The sequence below is a fragment of the Diaphorobacter sp. genome, from assembly GCF_050251835.1.
Taxonomy (GTDB): domain Bacteria; phylum Pseudomonadota; class Gammaproteobacteria; order Burkholderiales; family Burkholderiaceae_C; genus JBFXIE01.
Genome location: NZ_JBFWLZ010000017.1, coordinates 5,189 through 29,328, shown reverse-complemented (window position 1 = coordinate 29,328; position 24,140 = coordinate 5,189). Strand labels below are relative to the sequence as shown.

Annotated in this window: 24 protein-coding genes; 17 read left to right on the top strand and 7 right to left on the bottom strand. The window is 67.6% G+C overall.

Features of this window, described 5'->3' with window-relative positions:
- The first annotated feature begins 60 nt into the window (after positions 1-60).
- From dacB to AB7E35_RS07985, 3 genes are all read left to right on the top strand, one after another.
- Complete coding sequence (gene dacB, locus AB7E35_RS07995) at positions 61-1,545, top strand: D-alanyl-D-alanine carboxypeptidase/D-alanyl-D-alanine endopeptidase (protein ID WP_428167374.1); 1,485 nt, start codon at positions 61-63, stop codon at positions 1,543-1,545.
- A gap of 105 nt (positions 1,546-1,650) precedes the next feature.
- Positions 1,651-2,784: a GGDEF domain-containing protein gene (locus AB7E35_RS07990; protein WP_428167373.1), complete on the top strand. Its 1,134-nt coding sequence runs from the start codon at positions 1,651-1,653 to the stop codon at positions 2,782-2,784.
- 242 nt (positions 2,785-3,026) lie between these two features.
- The gene (locus tag AB7E35_RS07985) at positions 3,027-4,124 is read left to right on the top strand and encodes an SGNH/GDSL hydrolase family protein (RefSeq protein ID WP_428167372.1); all 1,098 of its coding nucleotides are present in this window, start codon (positions 3,027-3,029) and stop codon (positions 4,122-4,124) included.
- A 75-nt stretch (positions 4,125-4,199) separates the two neighbouring features.
- Here the strand turns inward: AB7E35_RS07985 and AB7E35_RS07980 are convergent, their stop codons facing one another.
- The 4 genes from AB7E35_RS07980 to purE form a co-directional block, all read right to left on the bottom strand.
- The gene (locus tag AB7E35_RS07980; protein ID WP_428167371.1) at positions 4,200-5,153 is read right to left on the bottom strand and encodes an SGNH/GDSL hydrolase family protein; all 954 of its coding nucleotides are present in this window, start codon (positions 5,151-5,153) and stop codon (positions 4,200-4,202) included.
- 88 nt (positions 5,154-5,241) lie between these two features.
- Positions 5,242-6,240: an L-threonylcarbamoyladenylate synthase gene (locus tag AB7E35_RS07975; RefSeq protein WP_428167370.1), complete on the bottom strand. Its 999-nt coding sequence runs from the start codon at positions 6,238-6,240 to the stop codon at positions 5,242-5,244.
- Between the two features lie 12 nt (positions 6,241-6,252).
- Complete coding sequence (locus AB7E35_RS07970) at positions 6,253-7,509, bottom strand: 5-(carboxyamino)imidazole ribonucleotide synthase (protein WP_428167369.1); 1,257 nt, start codon at positions 7,507-7,509, stop codon at positions 6,253-6,255.
- A complete protein-coding gene (gene purE, locus AB7E35_RS07965; protein WP_428163128.1) occupies positions 7,506-8,003 on the bottom strand; it encodes a 5-(carboxyamino)imidazole ribonucleotide mutase in 498 nt (165 codons plus the stop codon). Before purE ends, AB7E35_RS07970 begins: the two co-directional genes overlap by 4 nt.
- 301 nt (positions 8,004-8,304) lie before the next feature.
- Here purE and trxA point away from each other — a divergent pair, with 301 nt between their 5' ends.
- Positions 8,305-9,213 (top strand): thioredoxin, encoded by a 909-nt coding sequence (gene trxA / locus AB7E35_RS07960; protein ID WP_428163127.1) that lies wholly within the window; start codon positions 8,305-8,307, stop codon positions 9,211-9,213.
- A 76-nt stretch (positions 9,214-9,289) separates the two neighbouring features.
- On the opposite strand, the gene AB7E35_RS07955 is transcribed toward trxA, so the two are convergent.
- The gene (locus AB7E35_RS07955; RefSeq protein ID WP_428163126.1) at positions 9,290-10,210 is read right to left on the bottom strand and encodes a phosphoribosylaminoimidazolesuccinocarboxamide synthase; all 921 of its coding nucleotides are present in this window, start codon (positions 10,208-10,210) and stop codon (positions 9,290-9,292) included.
- A 330-nt stretch (positions 10,211-10,540) separates the two neighbouring features.
- Here AB7E35_RS07955 and hpf point away from each other — a divergent pair, with 330 nt between their 5' ends.
- The 3 genes from hpf to hprK all read left to right on the top strand — a co-directional run bounded on the left by hpf (position 10,541) and on the right by hprK (position 12,480).
- Entirely contained in the window at positions 10,541-10,891 is a 351-nt protein-coding gene (gene hpf / locus AB7E35_RS07950) for a ribosome hibernation-promoting factor, HPF/YfiA family (RefSeq protein WP_428163125.1), read from the top strand.
- 139 nt (positions 10,892-11,030) lie between these two features.
- Entirely contained in the window at positions 11,031-11,498 is a 468-nt protein-coding gene (locus AB7E35_RS07945) for a PTS sugar transporter subunit IIA (RefSeq protein ID WP_428167368.1), read from the top strand.
- A gap of 25 nt (positions 11,499-11,523) precedes the next feature.
- Positions 11,524-12,480 carry an HPr(Ser) kinase/phosphatase gene (gene hprK, locus AB7E35_RS07940; RefSeq protein ID WP_428163123.1) on the top strand — a complete coding sequence of 319 codons (957 nt, stop codon included), beginning with the start codon at positions 11,524-11,526 and terminating at the stop codon, positions 12,478-12,480.
- 22 nt (positions 12,481-12,502) lie between these two features.
- Here the strand turns inward: hprK and fur are convergent, their stop codons facing one another.
- Complete coding sequence (gene fur / locus AB7E35_RS07935; protein ID WP_428163122.1) at positions 12,503-12,919, bottom strand: ferric iron uptake transcriptional regulator; 417 nt, start codon at positions 12,917-12,919, stop codon at positions 12,503-12,505.
- Positions 12,920-13,036: 117 nt separating this feature from the next.
- Here fur and AB7E35_RS07930 point away from each other — a divergent pair, with 117 nt between their 5' ends.
- From AB7E35_RS07930 to AB7E35_RS07915, 4 genes are read left to right on the top strand one after another with little or no spacing between them, the layout of a single operon-like run.
- Positions 13,037-13,591: an outer membrane protein assembly factor BamE gene (locus tag AB7E35_RS07930; RefSeq protein WP_428163121.1), complete on the top strand. Its 555-nt coding sequence runs from the start codon at positions 13,037-13,039 to the stop codon at positions 13,589-13,591.
- Positions 13,592-13,641: 50 nt separating this feature from the next.
- A complete protein-coding gene (gene dapB / locus AB7E35_RS07925) occupies positions 13,642-14,463 on the top strand; it encodes a 4-hydroxy-tetrahydrodipicolinate reductase (RefSeq protein WP_428163120.1) in 822 nt (273 codons plus the stop codon).
- Between the two features lie 21 nt (positions 14,464-14,484).
- The gene (locus tag AB7E35_RS07920) at positions 14,485-15,153 is read left to right on the top strand and encodes a MotA/TolQ/ExbB proton channel family protein (RefSeq protein ID WP_428163119.1); all 669 of its coding nucleotides are present in this window, start codon (positions 14,485-14,487) and stop codon (positions 15,151-15,153) included.
- Positions 15,154-15,158: 5 nt separating this feature from the next.
- A complete protein-coding gene (locus tag AB7E35_RS07915) occupies positions 15,159-15,584 on the top strand; it encodes an ExbD/TolR family protein (protein ID WP_428163118.1) in 426 nt (141 codons plus the stop codon).
- 60 nt (positions 15,585-15,644) lie between these two features.
- On the opposite strand, the gene AB7E35_RS07910 is transcribed toward AB7E35_RS07915, so the two are convergent.
- On the bottom strand, positions 15,645-16,886 hold the full coding sequence (locus tag AB7E35_RS07910) for a mechanosensitive ion channel family protein (RefSeq protein ID WP_428167367.1): 1,242 nt from the start codon (positions 16,884-16,886) through the stop codon (positions 15,645-15,647).
- 154 nt (positions 16,887-17,040) lie between these two features.
- Between AB7E35_RS07910 and leuS the strand changes: the two genes are divergently transcribed.
- The 6 genes from leuS to AB7E35_RS07880 all read left to right on the top strand — a co-directional run.
- Positions 17,041-19,743 carry a leucine--tRNA ligase gene (gene leuS, locus AB7E35_RS07905; protein ID WP_428167366.1) on the top strand — a complete coding sequence of 901 codons (2,703 nt, stop codon included), beginning with the start codon at positions 17,041-17,043 and terminating at the stop codon, positions 19,741-19,743.
- A 23-nt stretch (positions 19,744-19,766) separates the two neighbouring features.
- On the top strand, positions 19,767-20,285 hold the full coding sequence (gene lptE, locus AB7E35_RS07900; RefSeq protein WP_428167384.1) for an LPS assembly lipoprotein LptE: 519 nt from the start codon (positions 19,767-19,769) through the stop codon (positions 20,283-20,285).
- Between the two features lie 186 nt (positions 20,286-20,471).
- Positions 20,472-21,533, top strand: a complete 1,062-nt coding sequence (gene holA, locus AB7E35_RS07895) for a DNA polymerase III subunit delta (protein ID WP_428167365.1) — start codon at positions 20,472-20,474, stop codon at positions 21,531-21,533.
- Between the two features lie 358 nt (positions 21,534-21,891).
- Positions 21,892-22,017: a hypothetical protein gene (locus tag AB7E35_RS07890; RefSeq protein ID WP_428163113.1), complete on the top strand. Its 126-nt coding sequence runs from the start codon at positions 21,892-21,894 to the stop codon at positions 22,015-22,017.
- 2 nt (positions 22,018-22,019) lie between these two features.
- A complete protein-coding gene (legP, locus tag AB7E35_RS07885) occupies positions 22,020-23,411 on the top strand; it encodes a Dot/Icm T4SS effector Zinc-dependent metalloprotease LegP (protein WP_428163112.1) in 1,392 nt (463 codons plus the stop codon).
- Positions 23,408-24,140: ATP-grasp domain-containing protein (locus tag AB7E35_RS07880; protein ID WP_428167364.1), on the top strand; the 733-nt coding region annotated here is incomplete at its 3' end. The genes legP and AB7E35_RS07880, both read left to right, overlap by 4 nt.

Genomic DNA, 24,140 nt, shown 5'->3' with positions numbered 1-24,140 from the left:
ATCGGCTGCGTGCCGGGCTTTGCCGGGCGGGCGGCTGCGGCGCGCCCTAAACTTGCCCGCATGTTGCGATTCCTTCTTGCGCGGGGCTGCCGTCCGCGCCCTCTGCCACGGGCGGTGCGCGCCCTGTATCTGGCCTTGGCGTTGCTGCCGACCGTCGCTGCCTCCCAGACGGTTCAGGCCGACGCCCCTTTGTCTGCCAGCGCCTTGCCGCCCGCCGTCGAGGCCGCCCTGCAGCGCGCCAAGGTGCCGCGCGAGGCGCTGTCCGCCCTGGTGGTGCCGGTGGATGCGAGCCAGCCACCGCGCCTGGCCCACCGTGCGGACGCGGCGGTCAACCCGGCTTCGGTGATGAAGCTGGTCACCACCTATGCGGCGCTCGATTTGCTGGGCCCGGCCTTTACCTGGGACACGCCCGTCTATCTGGACGCCGCGCCCCAGGGCGGCAGCCTGCGCGGCAATGTGTACATCCAGGGCCGGGGCGACCCCCAGCTGGTGGTGGAGCGCCTGTGGCTGCTGCTGCGTCGCCTGCGTGCCATGGGCATTGCGGTGATCCAGGGCGACATCGTGCTGGACCGTGGCGCCTTCGCGCTGCCCCCGCACGACCCGGCGCTGTTCGACGGCGAGCCCTGGCGCCCCTACAACGCCGCGCCCGACGCGCTGTTGATCAATTACAAGGCCGTGGCCATGGGCTTTGTGCCCGACGCGGTGGCCGGCGTGGCGCGCGTGCGCTACGAGCCCCCACTGGCCGGCGTGGAGCTGCCCGCCTCCGTGCCGCTGGCGGCGCCGGGCACGGCCTGTGGCGACTGGCGTGCGGCGCTGCGGGCCGACTTTGCCGACGCCGCGCGCATCGCGTTCCAGGGCGCCTACCCGGCGGCCTGCGGCGAGCGCGAATGGTCCGTGGCGCCGGCCGACCCCGGCGGCTACGCCGCGCGCGCCGTGGAGGGCATGTGGCGCGAGCTGGGCGGCGCGCTCACGGGCCGTGTGCGCGACGGCCAGGTGCCCGCGGGGCTGCAGCCGGTGTTCAGCAACGCCTCGCCCGCCCTGTCGCAAGTGGTGCGCGACATCAACAAACACAGCAACAACGTCATGACGCAGCAACTGCTGCTGACGCTGGGGCTGCACAAGGGCGGCGCGGGGCGGTTTGACAGCGCCCGCGCCGTGCTCGACCAATGGTGGCGCCAGCGCGTGGGCGCCGCCGATGCGCTGGTGGTGGACAACGGCGCGGGCCTGAGCCGCGACGCGCGCCTGAGTGCCCGGGCGCTGGCGCGCATGCTGCAGCAGGCCTGGGCGTCGCCGGTGATGCCGGAGTTTGTGGCGTCCCTGCCGATCGCCGGGGTGGACGGCACGCTGCGCCGTCGCCAGGGCCCGGCCACGGGTTTTGCCCACCTCAAAACCGGCGCGCTGCGTGACGTGTCGGCCCTGGCCGGCTACGTGCATGCCGCCAGCGGCCGGCGCTATGTGCTGGTGGCCGTGGTCAACCACCCCCACGCGGCGGCTGCGCGCCCGGCCATGGATGCGCTGGTGGACTGGACGCTGGGCGAGCGTTGATTGGCCGGCGTGCCTGGCCAGGTTGCTGGCTTGCGCTAGCATGGCTGGTTAACCATTTGACACAAACATCGCCTGTATTTGCCTGGGCGCCAATCAAGAAGAGACATGCAAGACACTCCGTGCCCCCGCGTGCGGCTGCACCAGCTCAGGTTGTATGTGGACAACCATCTGCACGACCGCTATCTGGCGCCGCCCCTGGTGCTGGTGGCCGCGGCCTTGCTGACGACGTGGGTGCCGGTCTGGCAGGTGGTGCTGTGGGCCGTCGTCGAGCTGGCGGTGATCGCCGTGTACATCGGCGTTTATCTGCGGTTTCTCCGTGCGCAGCCACAACCCAGTCATGAGGAGCTCTGGACGCGGCGGATCGCCTGGGCGCACGGCGCGCACATGGTGATGTGGTCGTCCATCGTGGTGTGGGCCTATGTGCCGGGCGACCTCAACCCGCTGATGTTCGTCATGCTGATGCAGGCAGGGCTCATTTCGCTGACGGTGGCGATGAGCAACCCGCATCGCCGGCTGCTGTTGTCCGACCTGGTGGCGCCCACGGTGGCGCTGGTGGTGCCGCCCTTGCGCGACGGCACCCTGTTCAGCCTGGGTTTGACGGCCGTGGGTATTTTTTATGTCGCGCTGATGCTGCAGGTGGGCCTGAGAATGCACGCCAGCACGACCGAAACGCTGGTTTTGCGCCAGCGCAACGACGAGTTGATCCGCCAGCTCGAACAGCAGGTTCGGCGCGACGGGCTCACCGGCCTGAGCAACCGCGAGCACTTCATCGCCACCGGACGCACCGAGCTGGAGCGAGCCGCACGCTACCGCCACCCGCTTGCGTTGTTGATGATGGACCTCGACCATTTCAAGTCGATCAACGACACGCACGGGCACCTGGCCGGCGATGAGGTGCTCAAGTCCGTGTCGCGCGTGTGCCGGGAGATGGTGCGCACCAACGACTGCCTGGCCCGGCTGGGCGGCGAAGAGTTTGCCGTGCTCATGCCGCAGACCTCGCTGGCCCAGGCCAGCGCCGCAGCCGAGCGTCTGCGGGAGGCCGTTGCCGGGCTGCGGTGTGATCTGCGGGAAGGCGTGGTGACGCCCACGATGAGCATCGGGGTGGCCATTGCGCACGACGGCCAGGAGGGTCTGCCGTCCCTGATGCGCCGTGGCGACCTGGCGATGTACCAGGCCAAAGCGAAAGGTCGCAACTGCGTGGTGCTGGCGCCCGATCCGGCGACCCGACAGGAGGCGTGAGGCATTCGGCCTGCCGGGACATTGCGCAGGCCGCGGCGCCGAGCCGCCGAGCCGGTGTTTTCCATGGGGCGTCAACTGCCGGTCATCGCTTAGATTGTCCGGGCACCAACGCATCTCCACGCACCACCAGCCTCTTATTTTTTTGACGGACTTTCTTGATGCCATTACCACGCCCGCCTGCAAGACCCCCGGCTGCACGATCACCCGTTTCCGCCCTGGCTTCGGCCGTTGTCTCTGTTGTTTTGGCCGGGACCCTTGTGGCCTGTGGCGGCTCTGACGACACGCCCGCCCCTGCCGTCACGGCGGTGAAGGTGGTGGGCGACAGCCTGGCCGACAGCGGCACCTTTGGCTTCAAGTTCACCGTGCAGGGCGCGGCCGCCACGGGGGCGGGCTCTGCCACCCTGTGGCCCGAACAGGTGGCCGCTCGCTACGGCCAGACGCTGTGCCCGCGCTACGTCGCAACGGGAGGCAGCTTTGCCACTACGGCGGGCTGCACCAATTACGCGGTGCTTGGCGGGCGCATCAACCACTTCACGGCGCCGGGCACGCCGGTGTCCATCGTCCGGCAGCTTCAAGACGCGGGCGCCGCAGGCTATGCCGAGGGCGACCTGGTCCTCATCGACGGGGGCGGCAACGACGCGGCCGACCTGATCAGCGCCTACCTGGCCGCATCGCAAGACGGCGGCAAGGCCTACGCAACCATGCTGCGCTCGGTGCTGGACGCCGCCACCGTCGGCAGCCTGCTGGCCGGTGGCGCCACCGGCATGGCCCAGGCGGGCGGCGCCTACATGCAGGAACTGGCCAGCCGCTTTGCCGCCACCATCAAGGCCCAGACGCTGGACAAGGGCGCGCCGCGCGTGGCCGTGCTCAACATGCCCCCGGTCACGCTGACGCCGCGCTTTCGCACGGTGCTGGCCGCCGTTGCCGCAGCTGGCGGCCCGGCAGCCGCGACCCAGGCGCAGGCACTGTTCGATGGCTGGATTCAGGCATTCAACACCCGGCTGGCTGCGGCGCTGGCGGGCGACAGCCGCATCGCCGTGGTGGACTTTTACGCCTCGTTCAAGGATCAGGTCGATCGCCCCGCGGCATACGGCTACACCAACGTGACCACTCCCGCCTGCCCCGCCACCGGCGTGGACGGCAATGGCCTGCCCCGCTATGACATGCCCGCCTGCACTGCGGCCGCGCTGTCGGCCTCGACGCCACCGGCCGGCGCGACCGGCGGGGCCGACTGGTGGAAGAGCTACAGTTTTTCAGACGGCTTTCACCCCACGCCCCTGGGGCACCAGCTGATGGCGCAGCTGGTGCAGCGGTCACTGGATCAAGCGGGCTGGCGCTGATTGTCTGAACTCAGGCCGTGCTGCGCACCGGCCTTTTCGCGGCGGCCAGTGTCGCGGGGCCGCTGCTTTCATGACTTACCAGCGCTCGCGCAGCCGGTCGTAGGCGTAGTCGCCAAAGGTGCGGTGGGCCACCGGGGTGATATAGACCTTGTCGGCAAACAGATAGCGGGTCGGGTCGGCGCCTGCCTGCAGGGTGGACGAGGTGCACAGGGCCGAGTTCACCTCGCCCGCGCCAATGCCGATGCCAGCGCCCGTATCCACCGAGGTGCAGATCGGCGTGCTGCTGTTGGAGAAGCCGTAGCCGCCAGGGTTGCCCTCGAACAGGTTCACGTAATAGGCCACGTCGATGTAGAGCACCGTGGCGCCCAGGTCCACGATGCTCACCAGCAGTTCGTCATTGAACTGGCGGCTGGCGCGTCCGATCAGGGCTTCTTTCTTGATGGCCTTGGCCCAGGGCGTGCGGCTCAGGTCGTAGGTGCCCGTCATCAGGATGTACTTGGCGCCGGCACCCGACAGACGGCGCACCTGCGCGGCCAGCTCCTTGCCGGCCTTGCCGGCGGCTTCCACATACTGGTCTTCGGTCTGCGTGCCGGCCTGCACCGCGGCCATGCCGGCGATGATGTCGCTGACGCCGGCGCTGAGCATCACCAGATCGTTGTCGCCAAACTTGTTGGAAGCCAGAAACTGGTCGATCTGCTGCGTCACCGTGGGCGTGGCGGCGCTGCCGGCGGCGTCGGGCGTGGCGCTCACGCGGGCGTTGCCCTGCGCGTAGCTCAGGCCCCCTGCCGATACGGCCTTGAGCGTGCCGCCGTAGTTGGCGGCAACGCGCAGCGTCCAGTTGTTGATGCTGCCGTCGTTGATGGTGTAGCTGGAGCCTTTTTGCCCCACGTCGGCCATGCCGTCGCCAAAGGCGATGAAGCGCTGGGGCGAGATGGCCGATTCCGTGCTGCTGGAACCGCAGGCCGCAAGCAGCGCGGCCGATGCACAAGCGGCTGCCACAAAGGTGCGGCGCATCCAATTTACTGCCATGTGTTTCTCCGATTGAAGTGGGCGAGAGTTTAACGAGGGTGCGTTGGGGGAGCTTGCGACTGCCGGGCAGGCGCATCCATGCGCCGCATCAGCCCGCCGCCGCGGCGCGCTGCAGGCGGTCGCGCACGCCTTCCCAGGCAGGCGCGTCGGGCGGGGCTTCGATCCAGATCAGCTGCACGCCCGCGTCGTCAAAGCTGCGCAGCGCGGCGAACAGCTGTTGCGCGGTGGCGGCGGCGTCATCGGGCATGCGCCGCACAAGGATCTTCGACGACGCCGCGCGCAGCGGCGCGCGTGCATACACGGCGATGTGGGCCGCGTCCGCCCCCAGCACATCCAGTCCGGCCTGCAGCTGCTTGGCGTCCATCAGGCGCACGCGCGCCGTGGGGGCGTAATGGGCCAAAAGTGTGCCTGAAGCCCGTGGGGCCAGTGCTGGCAGCTCTTCTTTCGATAGCGGTCGTTGGCCGCAGGCGCGCTGCACGTCTTCACGCGAGATGGCGCCGGGGCGCAGCAGCACGGGCACGCCGCGCGTGCAGTCGATGATGGTGGACTCGATGCCCACGGTGCAGGCGCCGCCGTCCAGCACCAGCAGGTCGTCGCCGAATTCCTCGGCCACATGCTGCGCGGTGGTCGGGCTCACGCGGCCGAAATGGTTGGCGCTGGGCGCGGCCACGCCCCATACGGGCGGATCAAGCCGCTGGCAGGCCGCCAGCACGGCATGGGCCACGGGGTGCGCGGGGCAGCGCAGGCCCACGCTGTCCTGCCCGCCCGTGGAGGCCACTGCGGCGTGGGGCAGGCGCGGCAGGATGAGCGTGAGCGGGCCGGGCCAGAAGGCGTCGATGAGTTGCTGCGCGAACAGCGGCACTTCCTTGGCGTAGCGGGTGATGGCCGCGGCGTCGGCCACGTGCACGATCAGCGGGTGGCTGGCGGGGCGCCCCTTGGCGGCAAAGATCTGCGCCACGGCGGCATCGTTGTCGGCATCGGCCGCCAGGCCGTACACCGTCTCGGTGGGCAGGCCCAGCAGTTCGCCGCGCGCCAGGGCTTGCGCGGCGGCCTGCACCGAGGCGTCCAGGCGTCCATCCAGAATCATGTGGGCCTTTGTTCAGAACGGCGCGATGCCGAGGATGGCGGCCGCCTTGAGTGCCGTGGCGCGCACGGCCTCGGGCGTGGCGCCGGTGATGTTCAGGTGACCCATCTTGCGGCCGGGCTTGGCCTCCACCTTGCCATACAGGTGCAGGTGGCAGCCGGGCAGGGCCAGCACCTGGTCCCACGGGGGCGTGGTGGCATCGCCGCCGCCCTGGAACCACAGGTCGCCCAGCAGATTGAGCATGATGGCGGGGCTGTGCAGGCGCGGCTGGACCAGCGGCAGGCCGGTCATGCAGCGCACCTGCAGCTCGAACTGCGAGACGTCGCACGCGTTCTGGCTGTAGTGGCCGCTGTTGTGCGGGCGCGGGGCGATTTCGTTGACCGCCAGCGTGCCGTCCTGCAGCACGAAGAACTCCACGCAGAGCACGCCCACGTAGTTCAGACCATCTGCTACCGATTTCGCAGCTGCCAGCGCTTGATGGAGCTGCGCTGCAGGCAGATTTCCTTCATAGACCTCGGTCACCGCCAGAATGCCGTCGCGGTGCAGGTTGCGCTGCACGGGCAGGTGCACCACGGTGCCGTCGCGCCCGCGCGCGACGATGACCGAGCACTCGTGCGCCAGCGGCAGCATCTTTTCCAGCACGCAGGGCACGCGGCCCAGCTGATCCCAGGCAGCGGCCAGTTCGGCGGGCGTGGTCACGCGTACCTGGCCCTTGCCGTCGTAGCCCATACGGGCGGTTTTCAGGATGCCCGGCAAGAGTGATGCCCCCACGCTCCCCACTGCGTGTGGTTCGCTGCCCCCCGAGGGGGCGCTCGCTTGCTTGGGGCGGTCCGGCGCGGCGCCCGTGTCGGCCGACACGGCGGCGAGCTGCGCGGCGGTTTCGATCACCGCATGCGGCGCCACGGGCACGCCGCACTGCACGAAGTGCGCCTTTTCACGCGCGCGGTCCTGGGCGATGGCCACGGCGCTGCCCGCGGGCGACACGGGCAGGCTGCGCGCCAGGGTGTCCAGCGCGGCGGCGGGCACGTTTTCAAATTCGGTGGTTACGGCCGCGCAGACCTTGGCCAGTTCGGCCAGGCCCTGCGGGTCTTCGTAGCCGGTGCGGATGTGGTGGTGGCTCACCAGGCCGGCGGGGCTGGTGGCGTCCTCGTCCAGCACCGCGGTGAAATAGCCCATGGCCTGGGCGGCGTGCACGAACATGCGCCCCAGCTGCCCGCCGCCCAGCACGCCCAGCGTGGCGCCGGGCAGGATCACGGTCTGACGCTCGCTCATGCGGACACCGGCGGCAGCGTCATGGCGCGCGCGGCGGCGGTCTGCTCGGCGCGGAAGGCGTCCAGCTTGTCGCGCAGCGCGGGGTCTTGATTGGCCAGCAGCGCCACGGCAAACAGCGCCGCGTTGGCCGCGCCCGCCGCGCCAATGGCAAACGTGGCCACGGGCACGCCCTTGGGCATCTGCACGATGGAGTGCAGCGAGTCCACGCCCTGCAGGTGGCGGCTGGCGACGGGCACGCCCAGCACCGGCACGGTGGTCTTGGCGGCGATCATGCCGGGCAGGTGCGCGGCGCCGCCGGCGCCCGCGATGATGGCCTGCAGGCCCCGGCCGGCGGCGGTCTCGGCGTAGCGGAACATGTCGTCGGGCATGCGATGGGCGGAGACCACCTGCGCCTCGTGCGCGATGCCGAATTGCTGGAGGATGGCAACTGCGTGCTGCATGGTGTCCCAGTCACTGCTGGAGCCCATGACCACGCCAATCTGGATGGGATTCATGTGGGAGGTGCGCGCGGTGCGCTCGCCGGGGGTGAAGCGCGTGATTTTACGTTTGTGCCGGCGGTGGCGCCCCGCGCCGCCCGCGCCCCCTGATCAAGCAGTCAGGGCTTGCATTTTTGGCGGGCGCGCCCTGGTGCAACGCGGCCGCGAAGAGGGAGGCGCGACGCGCGCGCTGGCAAGTGGGTAATCACAAGAGGCCAAGATGGCCCATCAGCCTCCATTGGGCACAAAATTGCCCCAAAATCTGCCCCAGTTTGCGTTGAAACTGGCGCGCCGCGCCACCTTATCGGGACTGCCACAAATGATCGATATCACCCTAGAGAACTTTGAGACCGAGGTGGTTGCCGCCTCCATGAGCGTGCCCGTGCTGGTGGACTTCTGGGCACCCTGGTGCGCTCCGTGCAAGACGCTGGGCCCGGTACTGGAAAAGCTGGAGGCGGAATACGCCGGCCGCTTCAAACTGGCCAAGATCGATTCCGAGCAGGAGCAGCAGCTGGCCGCCATGTTCGACATCCGCAGCATCCCCACCTGCGTGCTGATCATCAACGGCCAGCCTGTTCAAGGCTTCATGGGTGCCCAGCCCGAGGGCCTGCTGCGCAACTTCCTTGACAAACACCTGCCCAGCGCCGAGGAATTGCAGGCCGAGGAGCAGGAAGAACAAGCCCAGGAAGCGCTGGCCGAGGGCGACACCCAGGGTGCGCTGGAGGCGCTGCAAAGCGCCGTGGCCACCGACCCGGCCAACGACGAGGCGCGTTTTGACTACGTGCGGCTGCTGCTGCAACTGGGCCGCGAGGACGACGCCAAGGTGGCTTTTGCGCCGGTAATCACCAAGGCCCAGGGCTCGCGCCGGCTGGGGGCGCTCAAGATGTGGATGGATGCTCTGGATTTTGTAGCTGCTGGCGCATGCGGCGCAGGAGCTGAGGCCGATTTTGATGCAAAGATCGCCGCCAACAAGCGCGACTTTGACACCCGCTTCGCCCGCGCGCGCTGGCTCATCGCGCAACAGCGCTGGACGGACGCGATGGACGAGCTGCTCGAAATCCTCATGCGCGACAAGACCTGGAACGAAGAGGCTGCGCGCAAGGCCTATGTGGCGGTGCTGGAGATCATCGAGCCGCCCAAGCCCAAGGTGGCCGATGGTCAGATTCCGCCCGAGGATCCGGTGGTGGCCAGCTATCGCCGGCGGCTGTCCAGCGTGGTTCTGAGCTGAAATGACCAAGGCCCCGCGAGGGGCCTTTTTGCTGCGATGACCGCGTCGGCGCGGCGCGCCACCCGGCCGTCGGTCGTCAGGCTGTGAGCCGCTGCAGCGCCTCGCGGTATTTGGCGGCGGTCTTCTCCACCACCTCGCGCGGCAGGCGCGGTGCGGGTGCAGTCTTGTCCCAGGGCTTGCCGTTGACCTGGGCCTGCTCCAGCCAGTCGCGCACGAACTGCTTGTCGTAGCTGGGTGGGTTCTCGCCCTTGGCCAGCGCCTCGGCGTACCCTTCGACGGGCCAGTAGCGCGAGCTGTCGGGTGTGAGCACCTCGTCCATCAGCACCAGTTCGCCTGCTTCGGTCAGGCCGAACTCGAACTTGGTGTCGGCAATGATCATGCCCTTGTCCAGCGCGATGGCGGCCGCAGCCTCGTACAGCTGAATGGAGATGTCGCGGATGCGGGTGGCCAGCTCGGGGCCCACCATCTCCACCGTGCGCTCGAACGTGATGTTCTCGTCGTGCTCGCCCATGGCGGCCTTGGCTGCGGGTGTGTAGATGCTGTGTGGCAGCTTGGCAGCGTTGGTCAGACCGTCCGGCAGCGGTACGCCGCAGACCGAGCGCGACTGCTGATACTCCTTCCAGCCGCTGCCGGCCAGGTAGCCGCGCACCACGGCTTCGATCGCAATCGGCTTGAGCCGCTTGACCAGCATGGAGCGGCCGCGCACCTGGGGCGCCTCGGCGGGAGTGACCACGCTCTCGGGTGCCTCGCCAGTGAGGTGGTTGGGCACGATGTGCCCTAGCTTGTCGAACCAGAACAGCGCCATCTGCGTGAGCAGCTCGCCCTTGCCGGGAATCGGCTCGCCCATGATCACGTCAAAGGCCGACAGCCGGTCGCTGGCCACCATCAGGATGCGATCGGTGCCGACGGCGTAGTTGTCACGTACTTTGCCGCGCGCCAGCAGCGGCAGCGAGGTCAGGGCGGAAGTGTGCAGGGCGGAGGTGCTGGGCTGGGTCATAGTGAGGCGGAAGGCGGTCGAAAGAAGCGGCGCACAGGGCAAACGCCTCCCCGGCCAGGTCGCGGACAGGGCTGCGAATTCTAAGCGGCCAGGCACGGCGGTCGGCGCGCTGCAGCTGCGGCATCCGGGGCCGAGGCAAGAAAACAATTGTGACGGTTTTCGGAGGGTTCGACATCCTTTTGTCATAGTCCTTGTGCCAGGGGCGGGATCGCATTGCATTCCCAGGATGGCAGGCGCATAGTGAATCCAGGCCTGAATGCATTCAAGTTCCCGCCCGTCCCGAAGGGCAAGGGCGGTGTTTTTCAACCCTGAGCTACAGGAGACTTGTGTATGAACTTGACGATCAGCGGTCACCACATTGAAGTGACCCCCGCCATGCGCAGCTATGTCACGTCCAAGCTGGAACGCATCATTCGCCACTTCGACCAGGTGGTGGATGTCAAGGTGCTTCTGACCGTGGAAAAGCAAAAGGAGAAGGAAAAACGTCAGCGTGCCGAGTGCACTTTGCATGTCAAGGGCAGCGACCTGTTCGTGGAAAGCGCTCACTTCGACCTGTACGCGGCCGTGGATGAATTGATGGACAAGCTCGACCGCATGGTCGTGCGCCACAAGGATCGTCTGCAGGATCACCAGGCCGGCGTGGTTCGGGCCACCGTCCAGGCCGCCGGCGCAGCCGCCTGACATGATGACGCGCCGGGCCGCCCCTGAGGGCGGCGCTGCAGCGGCGAAACGGTAACCGCCCCATCGGGGCGGTTTTTTGTTGCTGGTGGATACACTTTCAGGGTTTCCGCTAGGCGTGCATAATCAGCGCCCACTAACCATGAATCGACTTGCTTCCATACTGCCTTCCGCACAAGTGCTCGTGAGCGTCGATGCCACAAGCAAAAAGCGTGCATTCGAGGAGGCGGGCCTGCTTTTTGAAAGCCAGCACGGCTTGTCCCGGGCCCTGATCACCGACAGCCTGTTTGCGCGCGAACGCCTGGGCTCCACCGGGCTGGGGCACGGCGTGGCCATTCCGCATGGCCGCATCAAGGGCCTGAAGTCGCCCATGGCGGCCGTGTTCCAGCTGGCCCAGCCGATTGGTTTTGATGCCCCTGACGAGCAGCCCGTATCCCTGCTGATCTTTCTGCTGGTGCCCGAGGCGGCCACGCAAAAGCATCTGGAAATCCTCTCCGAGATCGCCGAGCTGCTCAGCGATACCGCCTTGCGCGAGCGCCTCAAGTCCAGCACCGATGCTGCAGGCCTGCACACCCTGATTGCCACCTGGCGCTCCGCCCAGGGCGGCTGACCCCGCTTCTCGCCATCAGCCCGCCGTGAAACCCAACGTTGTCAGCGCTGATGTGGTCTTCGAGGAGTTCCGTGAGCTCCTCAAATGGGAATGGGTTGCCGGCCTGGGCGCTTCCGAGCGCCGCTTCACCGAGGTGGCGGTGCGCGCCGCGCGATCCGGTGCCGACCTGGTCGGCTATCTGAACTACATCCACCCCTACCGCGTGCAGGTTCTGGGCGAGCGCGAAATCGCCTACCTGACCAACGCCACGCCCGAGGACTGCAAGCGCCGCATTGCGCGCATCGTCACGCTGGAGCCGCCGGCGCTGGTACTGGCCGACGGCCAGGCTGCGCCGGACGAAGTGGTGTCCATGTGCGAGCGGGCGCAGATCCCGATGTTCGCCACGCACGAGTCGGCGGCCTTCGTCATCGACGTGCTGCGCGCGTACCTGTCCAAGCATTTCGCCGACCGCATCACCATGCATGGCGTGTTCATGGACATTCTGGGCCTGGGCGTACTCATCACGGGCGAATCGGGCCTGGGCAAGAGCGAGTTGGGGCTGGAGCTGATCACCCGCGGCAACGGCCTGGTGGCTGACGATGCGGTGGACCTGTTTCGCATCAATCAGACCACCATCGAGGGCAAATGCCCTGATTTGCTGCAGAACCTGCTGGAAGTGCGGGGTATCGGCCTGCTGGACATCCGAGCCATCTTTGGCGAGACCGCGGTGCGCCGCAAGATGCGCCTGCGCCTCATCGTGCACCTGGTGCGCAAGGAAACCATGGAGCGCGAATACGAGCGGCTGCCCTATGAGCCGCTGACGCAGGACGTGCTGGGCGTGCCGGTGCTCAAGGCGGTGATCCAGGTGGTCGCCGGCCGCAACATTGCCGTGCTGGTGGAGGCCGCGGTGCGCAACACCATCTTGCAGCTGCGCGGCATCGACACCTACCAGGAGTTTGTGGAGCGCCACCGGCGCGCCATGGAGCGCGGCGGCGCCTCCTGAGGCTACGCTGCTCCTTTGATCGCTACTTCTTGGCGCAGCTGGCGCACTGGCCGTACAGCGCCATGGCGTGATCCTGCACCACCCAGCCCTTGGACTGGGCGATCAGGTTCTGGCGTTTTTCGATCTCGGCGTCGTAGAACTCCTCGACCTTGCCGCACGCGGTGCAGATGAAGTGATCGTGGTGCTGGCCCTCGTTGAGTTCGTAGATGGCCTTGCCGCCTTCAAAGTTGCTGCGGATCAGAATGCCAGCCTGCTCGAACTGCGTCAGGACGCGATAGACGGTGGCCAGGCCGATGTCGGAGCGCTCGTCGAGCAGCACGCGGAACACGTCTTCGGCCGTCATGTGGCGCTGGGCGCCCTTTTGGAATATCTCCAGGATCTTGAGGCGCGGCAGCGTCGCCTTCAGGCCGGTGCTTTTGAGTTCGTCGATATTCGTCATGACAAGGTGTTTGATGCGCCAGGGCGAAATCGTGCATGAGGCGTGCATGAGGCGCCCTGCAGGCTGCGCGCAAGGCCCGGAAAATCCAGCCGCTACAATGACTCGGATCATATCCCTATGCATAAACCCATGTTTGCTCCCGTCCGTTGTGGCGCCCTCTGGGGCGCCGTTGTGTTGATTGGTGTCGGGCTGGCCGGCTGCGCCGACACGGGCAGGCGACTGTCCAGCGTGGTTACGCCTTACCGCACGGACGTGGTGCAGGGCAACTTCATCTCCAGCGAGCAAGTCCGCGCGCTGCAGCCCGGCATGGGGCGCCTGCAGGTGCGCGAAATTCTGGGCACGCCGCTGATGGTGAGCGTGTTCCACAGCGACCGCTGGGAATACGTCTTCACCCTGCAGCGCCCCGGCGTCGAGGCGCAGACACGCAAGCTGACGGTGTTCTTCAAAGACAACGTGATGGATCGCGTTGAAGGAGACGAGATGCCTTCCGAGGCCGAGTTCGTGGCTTCGCTCACCACCAAGGTGGCCAAGCCCAAGGTGCCGCAGCTGGAGGCCACCGAGGCACAACTGGCGCGTTTTTCCAAAACAGAGCCTGCGGCCGCCCCCAGTGCCACACTGCCCCCGCCGCGGCCTGCGACCAGCTACCCGCCGCTGGAATCCACCAGCCGCTGAGCGTCCCCCGGGATGCCGGGCGCTTGATCTAACTTTTTGTGCTTGCTGACATGACCTCTTCTTCCACTGCTCCCCGCCGCGTGGCCGTGGCTGGCGCTTCCGGCCGCATGGGCCGCATGCTCATCGAGGCCATTTTGGCCAGTGACGACTGCGCTCTGGCCGGCGCGCTGGACCAGCCCTCAAGCCCCGCCGTGGGCACCGATGCTGCGGCCTTCCTGGGCCGCGCCAGCGGGGTGTCCATCACCGCCGACCTCCACGAGGGGCTGAAGAACGCCGACGTGCTGATCGATTTCACCCGCCCCGAGGGCACGCTGGCCCACCTGGCCGTATGTGCCGGGCTGGGCGTGCAGATGGTCATCGGCACCACGGGTTTTTCCGATGCGCAGAAGGCCCAGATCGAGGCCGCCGCGCAGAAGGTGGCCGTCGTGTTCGCGCCCAACATGAGCGTGGGCGTCAACGTCACACTCAAGCTGCTGCAGATGGCTGCGCAGGCGCTGCACACGGGCTACGACATCGAGATCATCGAGGCGCACCACAAACACAAGGTGGACGCGCCCTCGGGTACGGCCATCCAGATGGGCGAAGTGATCGCCAAGGCGCAGGGCACGGTGCTGGCCGACCGCGCCGTCTATGAGCGCTACGGCCACACGGGCGAGCGCCGGCAAGACAGCATCGGCTTTGCCACCGTGCGCGGCGGCGACATCGTGGGTGACCACACGGTGCTGTTTGCCGGCACCGGCGAGCGCGTCGAGATTTCGCACAAGGCTGGCAGCCGCGCCGGCTACGCCCAGGGCAGCCTGCGCGCCGTGCGCTACCTGGCCACGCAGCGCGCGGGATTGTTCGACATGTTCGACGTCCTGGGCCTTCAGTAAGCCTGTCGGAGACCCGCGGACATGGACGGCCTGCAGTGGTTGCGTCAGGGGGATGTGGTGACGCAGGCCTCGGCGCTGTTGCTGCTGGCGATGTCGGTGGCCAGCTGGGTGGTCATCTTCTGGAAGCTGCGCCTGCTGCGGCGCGCCCATGCGGACGTGCCGCGCAGCGCGGCCGCGTTCTGGCAGGCGCCGTCGCTGGCAGCCGCGCTCGAACGCCTGCCGGCCTTTGACCGCGAGACTCTGGTGCTGCCGCTGGTGCGCGCCGCGTTGCAGCTGGAGCAGCTGGGCCCCACCACGCTGGCCGGGCGGGGCGGGCTGTCGCAGCGCCTGACCCGCGTGCTGCGCGACGCGCTGCACGGCGTGCTGGGCAGGCTGCAGTTCGGCCAGGTGCTGCTGGCCACGGTGGGGTCCACAGCGCCCTTCGTGGGGCTGCTGGGCACGGTGTGGGGCATCTACCATGCGCTCACGGCCATGGCCGGGGCAGGGCAGATCACCATCGAGCGCATCGCGGGCCCCGTGGGCGAGGCACTCATCATGACGGCCGCGGGCCTGGTGGTGGCCATTCCGGCCGTGCTGGCCTACAACTGGTTTGGCCGCGTCATCGGCGGTATTGAGGCCGATCTGGAAGGCTTTGCGCGCGACCTGCGCGAGCTGCTCATCGACACCCATGCCGTCGACCCGGGCCGGTGAGCGCCATGGCATTCGGCCGCCTTGAGCGCACCCCCGGCCCGCAGCCCATGAGCGAGATCAACGTCACGCCGCTGGTGGACGTGATGCTGGTGCTGGTGGTGATCTTCATCGTCACCGCGCCGCTGCTGGCCAGCAGCATCCACCTGGATCTGCCGAAGGCCGACGGCGCACAGCCGGGCACCGCGCCGCGCATCGTGGCGCTGGTGGTGGATGCCGCCGGGCAGGCCTATCTGGACGATGCGCCCGTGGCGGACGACGCGCTGGCTGATCGCCTGCGCCAGGTCGCCGCCCAGGCGCCTGATACCGAAGTGCAGCTGCGCGCCGACACCGCCGTGTCCTATGGCCGCGTGGTGCAGGTGATGGGCGCGGCCCATGCGGCAGGGCTGCGGCGCATCGGATTTGTCGCCCAGCCGCCGCTGGACCGCCGCTGACCGGCCTGTGGTCCTTGGCGTGGCTACGGCCCCGCGTCCGGGCGATGCCGACGCTGGGGGTTATTGCAAGCCCTGCCGCAACCCGGCGCGGATGTCGTAGCCCGTGGGGCTTTGGTACAGACGCAGGTCGAACTCGGGCAGCACCGCCAGCAGGTGATCGAAGATGTCGCCCTGAATCGCCTCGTACTGCACCCAGGCGGTGGTGGCGGTAAAGCAGTACAGCTCCAGCGGCACGCCCTCGGCGGTGGGCTCCAGCGTGCGCACCATCAGCGTCATGTCCTGGCGAAGGCACGGATTGGCGCGCAGATAGGCCTGTACATAGGCGCGAAAGGTGCCGATGTTGGTCAGACGGCGCAGGTTGGCGGGGGCGCAGGCGCGCTCGCCCAGGGCGGCGTTGGCGGCATGCACCGCCTGGCGCTTTTCCTCCAGGTAGGGCGCCAGCAGGGCAATGCGCGACAGGCGGTCAATGTCGTCATCGCTCAGAAAGCGCACGCTGGCCGCGTCCAGGCGCACGGTGCGCTTGATACGCCGCCCGCCGGCTTCGCTCATGCCGCGCCAGTTGCGGTAGCTCTCGCTCATCAGCCGCCAGGTGGGGATGGTGGTGATGGTCTTGTCCCAGTTCTGCACCTTCACGGTGTGCAGGGCAATGTCCACCACGTCGCCGTCGGCGCCCACCTGGGGCATCTCGATCCAGTCGCCCACGCGCAGCATGTCGTTGGACGACAGCTGCAGGCCCGCGGTGAACGACAGGATGGTGTCCTTGAACACCAGCATCAGCACCGCCGACATGGCGCCCAGGCCCGACAGCAGGATCAGCGGCGAGCGGTCGATCAGCGTCGCCACGATGATGACGGCGCCCACCAGCGTCAGCACCAGCTTGCCCAGTTGTACGTAACTTTTGATGGAGCGCGTGGCCGTGTGCGAGTCGCCGGGCGACTTGCCGTGCTCTTGCTGCGCGGCATCCAGCAGCGCGATGAGTGTGCGCACCGCCTGCAGCACCGTCAGCGCCACGGCCACGTTGTCGATCACCGTGGCGGCCGTCGGGTGCAGGTGGGGCACGGCGTGGATGCTGGTATGGACGATCAGCGGCGGCACCACCTGGGCCGCACGGCGCAGCACTTCGTCGTGCCACAGCACCCGCGTCAGGCGCGAATCGACGCGATTGCGCAGGCGCGGCATGGCATGACGCAGCACATATCTCGTGACGGCCTGCGCGGCAAAAGCCAGTAGCAGCAGCGCCGCCAGGCCGATGGAGGCCTGCATCCACAGGGCGAGCGAATCGGGCAGCGGAAGGTCGGTCACGACGGGTAAAACTCCTTGGAATGACAAAGACGTGCCGGCCCGTGCGGGCGGCGGGGGCAGGGTGGCTGCGGGCCTAGAATCTCGGGCACACCGGAGTCCATTGTGACCACTGCGCCGACACGCAGTTCCCTGCAGTTTTCTTTACCCAGGCCTCATGCAAGACAAATACAACCACACCGAGGTGGAGCGCGCCGCGCACGCCCACTGGACGGCCCGCGATGCCTACCGCGTGACCGAAGACGTCAGCAGGAAGAAGTTCTACGCCTGCTCCATGCTGCCCTACCCCAGCGGCAAGCTGCACATGGGCCACGTGCGCAACTACACCATCAACGACATGCTCACGCGCAGCCTGCGCATGCAGGGCTACAACGTGCTCATGCCCATGGGCTGGGACGCCTTCGGCCTGCCGGCCGAGAACGCCGCGCTGAAAAACGGCGTGCCGCCTGCGCAGTGGACCTACGACAACATCGCCTACATGAAAAAGCAGATGCAGGCGATGGGGCTGGCCATCGACTGGAGCCGTGAGGTCGCCACCTGCGACCCCGACTATTACAAGTGGAACCAGTGGCTGTTTCTGAAGATGCTGGAAAAGGGCATTGCCTACCGAAAGACCCAGGTGGTCAACTGGGACCCGGTGGACCAGACGGTGCTGGCCAACGAGCAGGTGATCGACGGGCGCGGCTGGCGCACCGGCGCGCTGGTGGAAAAGCGCGAGATTCCCGGCTACTACCTCAAGATCACCGATTACGCGCAAGAGTTGCTCGACCATGTGCAGATCGGCAACGACAAGGCCACTTTGAACGGCTGGCCCGACAAGGTGCGGCTGATGCAGGAGAACTGGATTGGCAAGAGCGCTGGCGTGCGCTTCGCGTTCACCCACGACATCCGCAACGCCACTGGCGAGCTGATCCAGGACGGCAAGCTGTACGTGTTCACCACGCGCGCCGACACCATCATGGGCGTGACCTTCTGCGCCGTGGCGCCCGAGCATCCGCTGGCGCAGCACGCCGCCGCCACCAACGCCCCGCTGGCCGCCTTCATCGAGGAATGCAAGAAGGGCGGCACCACCGAGGCCGAGCTGGCCCTGAAGGAAAAGGAGGGCATGCCCACGGGGCTGTTCGTCACGCACCCGCTCACCGGCGAGCAGGTCGAGGTGTGGGTGGGCAACTATGTGCTCATGAGCTACGGCGACGGCGCCGTGATGGGCGTGCCCGCGCACGACGAGCGCGACTTTGCCTTCGCGCTCAAGTACCAGCTGCCCATCAAGCAGGTGGTGCTGGTGGACGGCGAAACCTTCGACTTCCACCACTGGCAGGACTGGTACGGCGACAAGGAGCGCGGCGTCACCATCAATTCCGACAACTTCAGCGGTCTGGGCTATCAGGACGCCGTGGCCGCCGTCGCCCACGCGCTGCAGCAAAAGGGCCTGGGCGAGTTCAAGACCACCTGGCGCCTGCGCGACTGGGGCATCAGCCGCCAGCGCTACTGGGGCACGCCGATTCCCATCATCCATTGCGAGAGCTGCGGCGCCGTGCCCGTGCCCGAAAAAGACCTGCCCGTGGTGCTGCCGCAAGACCTGGTGCCCGATGGCAGCGGCAACCCGCTGGCCAGGTGCGAGGCATTTTTGAAGGTGGACTGCCCCTGCTGCGGCAAACCCGCGCGCCGCGAGACAGACACCATGGACACCTTTGTCGATTCGTCCTGGTACTTCATGCGCTACTGCGATGCCAAGAACGGCGAGCAGATGGTGGCGGGCGGCGCCGACTACTGGATGCCGATGGACCAGTACATCGGCGGCATTGAGCACGCCATCCTGCACCTGCTGTACGCGCGCTTCTGGACCAAGGTGATGCGCGACCTGGGGTTGGTGAAAGTCGATGAGCCCTTCACCAGGCTGCTCACGCAAGGCATGGTGCTCAACCACATCTACAGCCGCCGCACGGCCAAGGGGGCCAAGGACTATTTCTGGCCTCACGACGTGGAGCACGTGCACGACGAGGCCGGCAAGATCATCGGTGCCAAGCTCAAGAACCCCGCTGAGAGCGGTGACGGTCTGCTGCCCGTGGGCACGCCCATCGACTATGAGGGCGTGGGCACCATGTCCAAGTCCAAGAACAACGGCGTGGACCCGCAGCAGCTCATCGAAAAATACGGCGCCGACACCGCGCGCCTGTACACCATGTTTACCGCGCCGCCCGAGCTGACGCTGGAGTGGAACGACGCGGCGGTGGAGGGCAGCTACCGCTTCCTGCGCCGCGTGTGGAACTTTGGCGCCAAGCTGGCTGCTATGGATAAAGTAGCTGCCAGCGCAAGCGCAGCAGGCGCTGCAAGCCTGAAAGACGTGGAATTCGGCAAAGAGGCCAAGGCGCTGCGCCTGGAGATCCACACCGTGCTCAAGCAGGTGCAGTACGACTACCAGCGCATGCAATACAACACCGTGGTGTCCGGCGCCATGAAGATGATCAACGCGCTGGAGGACTTCAAGGCCACCGACAGCGCGGGCGCCCAGGTGGCGCTGATCGAGGGCTTCGGCATCTTGCTGCGCGTGCTGTACCCGGCCACGCCGCACATCACCCACGTGCTGTGGAGCGAGCTGGGTTACGCCGGCGCCCTGGGCGACCTGCTCGACGCCGCCTGGCCGCAGGTGGACGCGGGCGCCCTGGTGCAAGACGAGCTGGAGCTGATGCTGCAGGTGAATGGCAAGCTGCGCGGCGCGATCCGCGTGGCCGCCACGGCTGACAAGGCCGCCATCGAGGCCGCGGCCTTGGCCAGCGAAGACTTTCAGAAATTCGCCGAAGGCAAGGCGCCCAAGAAGGTCATCATCGTGCCCGGCCGCCTGGTCAACGTCGTCGTCTGAAGATCGCCATGCACCAACCCGTCATGCGTAAGCGCACCCTGCTCACCGCACTGGCCCTGGCGCCGCTGGCCACCCTGACCGCCTGCGGTTTTCGCCTGCGCGGCGTGCCGCAGTTCGGCTTTCGCTCGCTGTACGTGCAGGCGCCTGCCGGCTCGCTGCTGGCGCGTGAACTGCGGCGCACGCTGCAGGGCGCGGGCACCGGGCTCACCTTGCTGACCGAGCCCGCCCAGATGCCCCAGGCCGAGGCTATTTTCGAGCTGCTGTCCGAGCAGCAAGAGCGCGTGGTCGTGGGCCTGAACGCCTCTGGCCAGGTGCGCGAGCTGCAGCTGCGCCTGCGCGTGCGCTTTCGCCTGCGCGACCCGCAGGGGCGCGAATGGATTGCCGACACCGAAATGCTGCAGCAGCGCGACATCAGCTACAACGAAACCATCGCCCTGTCCAAAGAGGGCGAAGAGGCCCTGCTGATGCGCAACATGCGCACCGACCTGGTGCAGCAGATCATGCGCCGTCTGGCCGCAGTGAAAACCGGTGCAACCCCCTGAGTCGCTTCGCGCCTTCCCCCTTCTCTCGCATCGCTGCGCGTTGCGGGAAGGGGGACGCCGCCAGTGGCCTGGCAAAGCCAGCTCCACGGCGGCCCGCGGATTGGCGTGCGCCAGTGGCGCAGCACATGCCTTCTGCTATCGTAAAAATAGCTATCAGCGTTCAACGAATAAGGGCTGGAGGCCGATTTGGCTCAAATACCGCTGAACCAGCTGGACGCGCAACTGCAAAGAGGTCTGCGCCCGCTCTACACCCTGCACGGCGACGAGGTGCTGCTGCAGCAGGAAGCGCTGGACGCTATCCGCGCCGCGGCGCGTGCCCAAGGCTATACCGAGCGCAGCAGCCACACCGTCGCCGGCGCGCACTTCGACTGGAGCGGCGTGCTGGCCGCGGGCGGCAGCTTGAGCCTGTTTGCCGACAAGCAGATCATCGAAATCCGCATCCCGTCCGGCAAGCCCGGCAAGGACGGCGCGGGCGCGCTGCAGCAGATCGCCAAGGCGGCCGACGGCAACGACAGCACCCTGACCATCGTGCTGCTGCCCCGGCTGGACAAGGCCACCAAAACCGGCGCCTGGTTTGCCGCGCTGGAGTCGCACGGCGCCACGGTGCAGATCGACCCGATCGAGCGCGCCCAGTTGCCCGCCTGGATCGCCCAGCGCCTGGCTGCCCAGGGCCAGCGCGTCGCGGCGGGCGAGGAGGGGCAGCGCACGCTGCAGTTCTTTGCCGACCGCGTGGAGGGCAACCTGCTGGCCGCGCACCAGGAGATCCAAAAGCTGGCGCTGCTGCACCCCGCGGGGGAGCTTACCTGGGAGCAGGTCGAATCGGCCGTGCTCAACGTGGCGCGCTACGACGTGTTCAAGCTGTCCGACGCGGTGCTGTCGGGCCAGGTGGCGCGGGTGCAGCGCATGCTCGACGGCCTGCAGGCCGAGGGCGAGGCCGAAGTGCTGGTGCACTGGGCGTTGGCCGAGGACATCCGCGCCCTCAAGCGCGTGAAAGATGCCATGAACGCCGGCAAACCCCTGCCCATGGCCCTGCGCGAAAACCGCATCTGGGGTAACAAAGAGCGCCAGTTCGAGCGCCTGCTGCCCCAGGCCAGCGACGCCGCCCTGGCCCGCCTGCTGCAGTCTGCGCACACCGTGGACGGCATCGTCAAAGGCCTGAAGGCGCCTGACTGGCCCACCGACGGCTGGCAGGCGCTGCAGCGGCTGGCGCTGCAGTTGTGCCGGCTGGCACTGCCGGCGGGGCGCTGAGCCGCCAGGCAAGGCACTGATCCAGACCTGCCCTTCGCGCGCAGGCGGGGATCCAGGCATTCCTCGATGCCCGACTGGGTAACGCTGCCGTCATTCCCGCGCAGGCGGGAATCCATGACTGCCGGGTGCTGCGCGGCTGTGCGCCGGGGCAGTTGGGTACCTACTTGCAACACCAGCGGGCAGTTCCACACACGCTTGTTGCATATGCGTTACCGCGCCTGGCTTGAGATTGCCCAAAGCGTCCATGACACTGGATCGCCGCGGCCTGCTGCCGCGCAAACCCGGGCGCATCCAGGCGGTTGCCGCTGTGTGGGTGTGCACTTTGTGCGTGGGGATACACCCCTCAAGGAGGATTGACATGATTCGCATGACTCTGACGACTGCAGGCAGCCCACCCCGGTGGCGCATGGATACGGACATCGATACGCGCATCGACATGCCGGTTGCCACGCAAGTGGCTGCGGGCTCTGAAGGGGGGCATTGATCATGGCAAAACATCAAGACACGGGGCGCGGCGCGGCCGGCAAGTCTGGCGATGCGGGCGGTGGCGACGACCAGTGCGAATGCCGCTCGGGCGCCCTGGCGGGCACGGCGTTCGTGGGGCTGCGCGGCCTGAACAACACCACGGGCAAGTGGCTGCACTATGCCGATGTCGATGGCATGGCGATGTTCGAGGGCGACATCGTTCTGGGCAGCATTGCCGACATGCAGTCGGACGAATCGGGCAACCCGGTGCTGTTCTCGATCGGCATCACCAGCCCCGATGGCGTGCAGTTTCGCTGGGCCAACGGCCGCGTGCCCTACGAGATAGACCCCGCCCTGCCCAACCAGGCGCGCGTCACAGACGCCATTGCGCACTGGGAGGCCAACACCGTCATCCGCTTTGTGGCGCGCACGCCGGCCAATGCGGCGCAGTTTCCGGACTTTGTGCGTTTTGTGCCTGGCAACGGCTGCTCGTCGTTCGTCGGGCGCCGAGGCGGCTCGCAGGCGATCACGCTGGGCCCGGGCTGCACCTTGGGCAACGCCATTCACGAGATCGGGCACGCCGTGGGCCTGTGGCACGAGCAAAGCCGCGAGGACCGCGACCAGTTCGTGCAGGTCAACTGGGCCAACATCGACCCGGCGATGCAGCACAACTTCAACCAGCACATTCAGGACGGTGACGACCTGGGTGCGTACGACTTTGCGTCCATCATGCATTACCCGGCAACGGCCTTTTCGACCAACGGCCAGCCCACGCTGGTGCCGCGGGTGCCGCTGCCGGCGGGCGTCACCATGGGGCAGCGCACGGGCTTGTCTGCTGGCGACATCGCGGGGGTGCTGGCCATGTACCCCAATGTGCGTCCGACGATCAAGGAAATCGCCAAGGATCCGATTCGCGACACCCTCAAAGAGGTGCGCAAGGACCCCATCAAGGAAATACGCAAGGATCCGGTCAACGACACGATCAAGGAGGTGGGCAAGGATCCGATCCGCGACACCATCAAGGAAGTGCGCAAGGACCCGATTCGCGACACGGTCAAGGAGATTGCCAAGGATCCGATCCGCGACACGATCAAAGAGGTGGGCAAAGACCCCATCCGCGAGACCGTCAAGGAAGTGGGCCGCGACCCGATCGGCCCAGGCCCCGGCCCGGTGATCAACCCGGCGGGGGGCGACTTCGCCACGCCGTTCGTGCTGGCGGGCGCCAGCCGCCAGCCGCAAATGGGTGGCCTGGGCAGCCAGGGTGACGAGGCCCTGCAGCAGGCCGCCGCGCAGCTGGAGCAGCTGGCCGCAGCCCACGAAGAGGCCCAGGCTACCGCCGACGTGCTGGCGCAGGAGCTGGAGCAGGCGCTGGAGGTTTGGCGCGCGCTGGGCGGCGGCGAGGGCGCGGCATGATTCTTGTCGTGTCCTACCCGGGCGAGGAGCACACCGATGCGGTGTGCGACCGCCTGATGGCCGCAGGCGAGCCGGTGCACCGTATTGACCTGTCGGACTTTCCTGCCCGGTGCCCTGTGGCCTTTGACTGGCCGGGCCAGGCGCCGCCGTCGCTGCGGCTGCTGGGCGGCACGCCCATCGACCTGGCCACGGTGGACGCCGTGTGGTGGCGGCGCGTGCGCGGCTTTGACATCGACCCGGCGGTGGGGCCGGCCGACCGGCGCCAGTTTGCCCACAGCGAAACCGAGCAGGCCGTGCTGGGCATGCTGGACTCGATTGACGCGCCGTGGATCAACCCCCGCGGCGCCGACGAGGCCGCGCACCGCAAGCCGCTGCAGTGGACGCAGGCCGTGGCCGTGGGGCTGACGCTGCCGCCGACCTGCGTGACCACATCACCCGATGCCGCGCGCGCGTTCTGCGATGCGCACCGGGGCGATGGCGTGGTGTTCAAGCCTTTTCTCGCCAGCATCGAGGACTGGCGCGAGACGCGGCTGGTGCAGGCCGAGGACCTGCAGCGGCTGGAGCTGGTGCGCCTGGCGCCGGTGATCTTCCAGCGCTGCATACAGGGCGTGGACTTGCGCGTCACCGTGATCGGCGACGCCATCTTCGCCGCCGAGATCGACGCCCGCGACAGCGACTACCCCACCGACATGCGCATGGTGATAGGCCAGGCCAAGATACGGGCGGTGG

Coding starts and splice junctions, on each gene's coding strand:
- dacB (WP_428167374.1), top strand. CDS start 61: ATGTTGCGATTCCTTCTTGCGCGGGGCTGCCGTCCGCGCCCTCTGCCA.
- AB7E35_RS07990 (WP_428167373.1), top strand. CDS start 1,651: ATGCAAGACACTCCGTGCCCCCGCGTGCGGCTGCACCAGCTCAGGTTG.
- AB7E35_RS07980 (WP_428167371.1), bottom strand. CDS start 5,153: ATGGCAGTAAATTGGATGCGCCGCACCTTTGTGGCAGCCGCTTGTGCA.
- AB7E35_RS07975 (WP_428167370.1), bottom strand. CDS start 6,240: ATGATTCTGGATGGACGCCTGGACGCCTCGGTGCAGGCCGCCGCGCAA.
- AB7E35_RS07970 (WP_428167369.1), bottom strand. CDS start 7,509: ATGAGCGAGCGTCAGACCGTGATCCTGCCCGGCGCCACGCTGGGCGTG.
- purE (WP_428163128.1), bottom strand. CDS start 8,003: ATGAATCCCATCCAGATTGGCGTGGTCATGGGCTCCAGCAGTGACTGG.
- trxA (WP_428163127.1), top strand. CDS start 8,305: ATGATCGATATCACCCTAGAGAACTTTGAGACCGAGGTGGTTGCCGCC.
- AB7E35_RS07955 (WP_428163126.1), bottom strand. CDS start 10,210: ATGACCCAGCCCAGCACCTCCGCCCTGCACACTTCCGCCCTGACCTCG.
- hpf (WP_428163125.1), top strand. CDS start 10,541: ATGAACTTGACGATCAGCGGTCACCACATTGAAGTGACCCCCGCCATG.
- AB7E35_RS07945 (WP_428167368.1), top strand. CDS start 11,031: ATGAATCGACTTGCTTCCATACTGCCTTCCGCACAAGTGCTCGTGAGC.
- fur (WP_428163122.1), bottom strand. CDS start 12,919: ATGACGAATATCGACGAACTCAAAAGCACCGGCCTGAAGGCGACGCTG.
- AB7E35_RS07930 (WP_428163121.1), top strand. CDS start 13,037: ATGCATAAACCCATGTTTGCTCCCGTCCGTTGTGGCGCCCTCTGGGGC.
- dapB (WP_428163120.1), top strand. CDS start 13,642: ATGACCTCTTCTTCCACTGCTCCCCGCCGCGTGGCCGTGGCTGGCGCT.
- AB7E35_RS07920 (WP_428163119.1), top strand. CDS start 14,485: ATGGACGGCCTGCAGTGGTTGCGTCAGGGGGATGTGGTGACGCAGGCC.
- AB7E35_RS07915 (WP_428163118.1), top strand. CDS start 15,159: ATGGCATTCGGCCGCCTTGAGCGCACCCCCGGCCCGCAGCCCATGAGC.
- leuS (WP_428167366.1), top strand. CDS start 17,041: ATGCAAGACAAATACAACCACACCGAGGTGGAGCGCGCCGCGCACGCC.
- lptE (WP_428167384.1), top strand. CDS start 19,767: ATGCGTAAGCGCACCCTGCTCACCGCACTGGCCCTGGCGCCGCTGGCC.
- AB7E35_RS07890 (WP_428163113.1), top strand. CDS start 21,892: ATGATTCGCATGACTCTGACGACTGCAGGCAGCCCACCCCGGTGGCGC.
- legP (WP_428163112.1), top strand. CDS start 22,020: ATGGCAAAACATCAAGACACGGGGCGCGGCGCGGCCGGCAAGTCTGGC.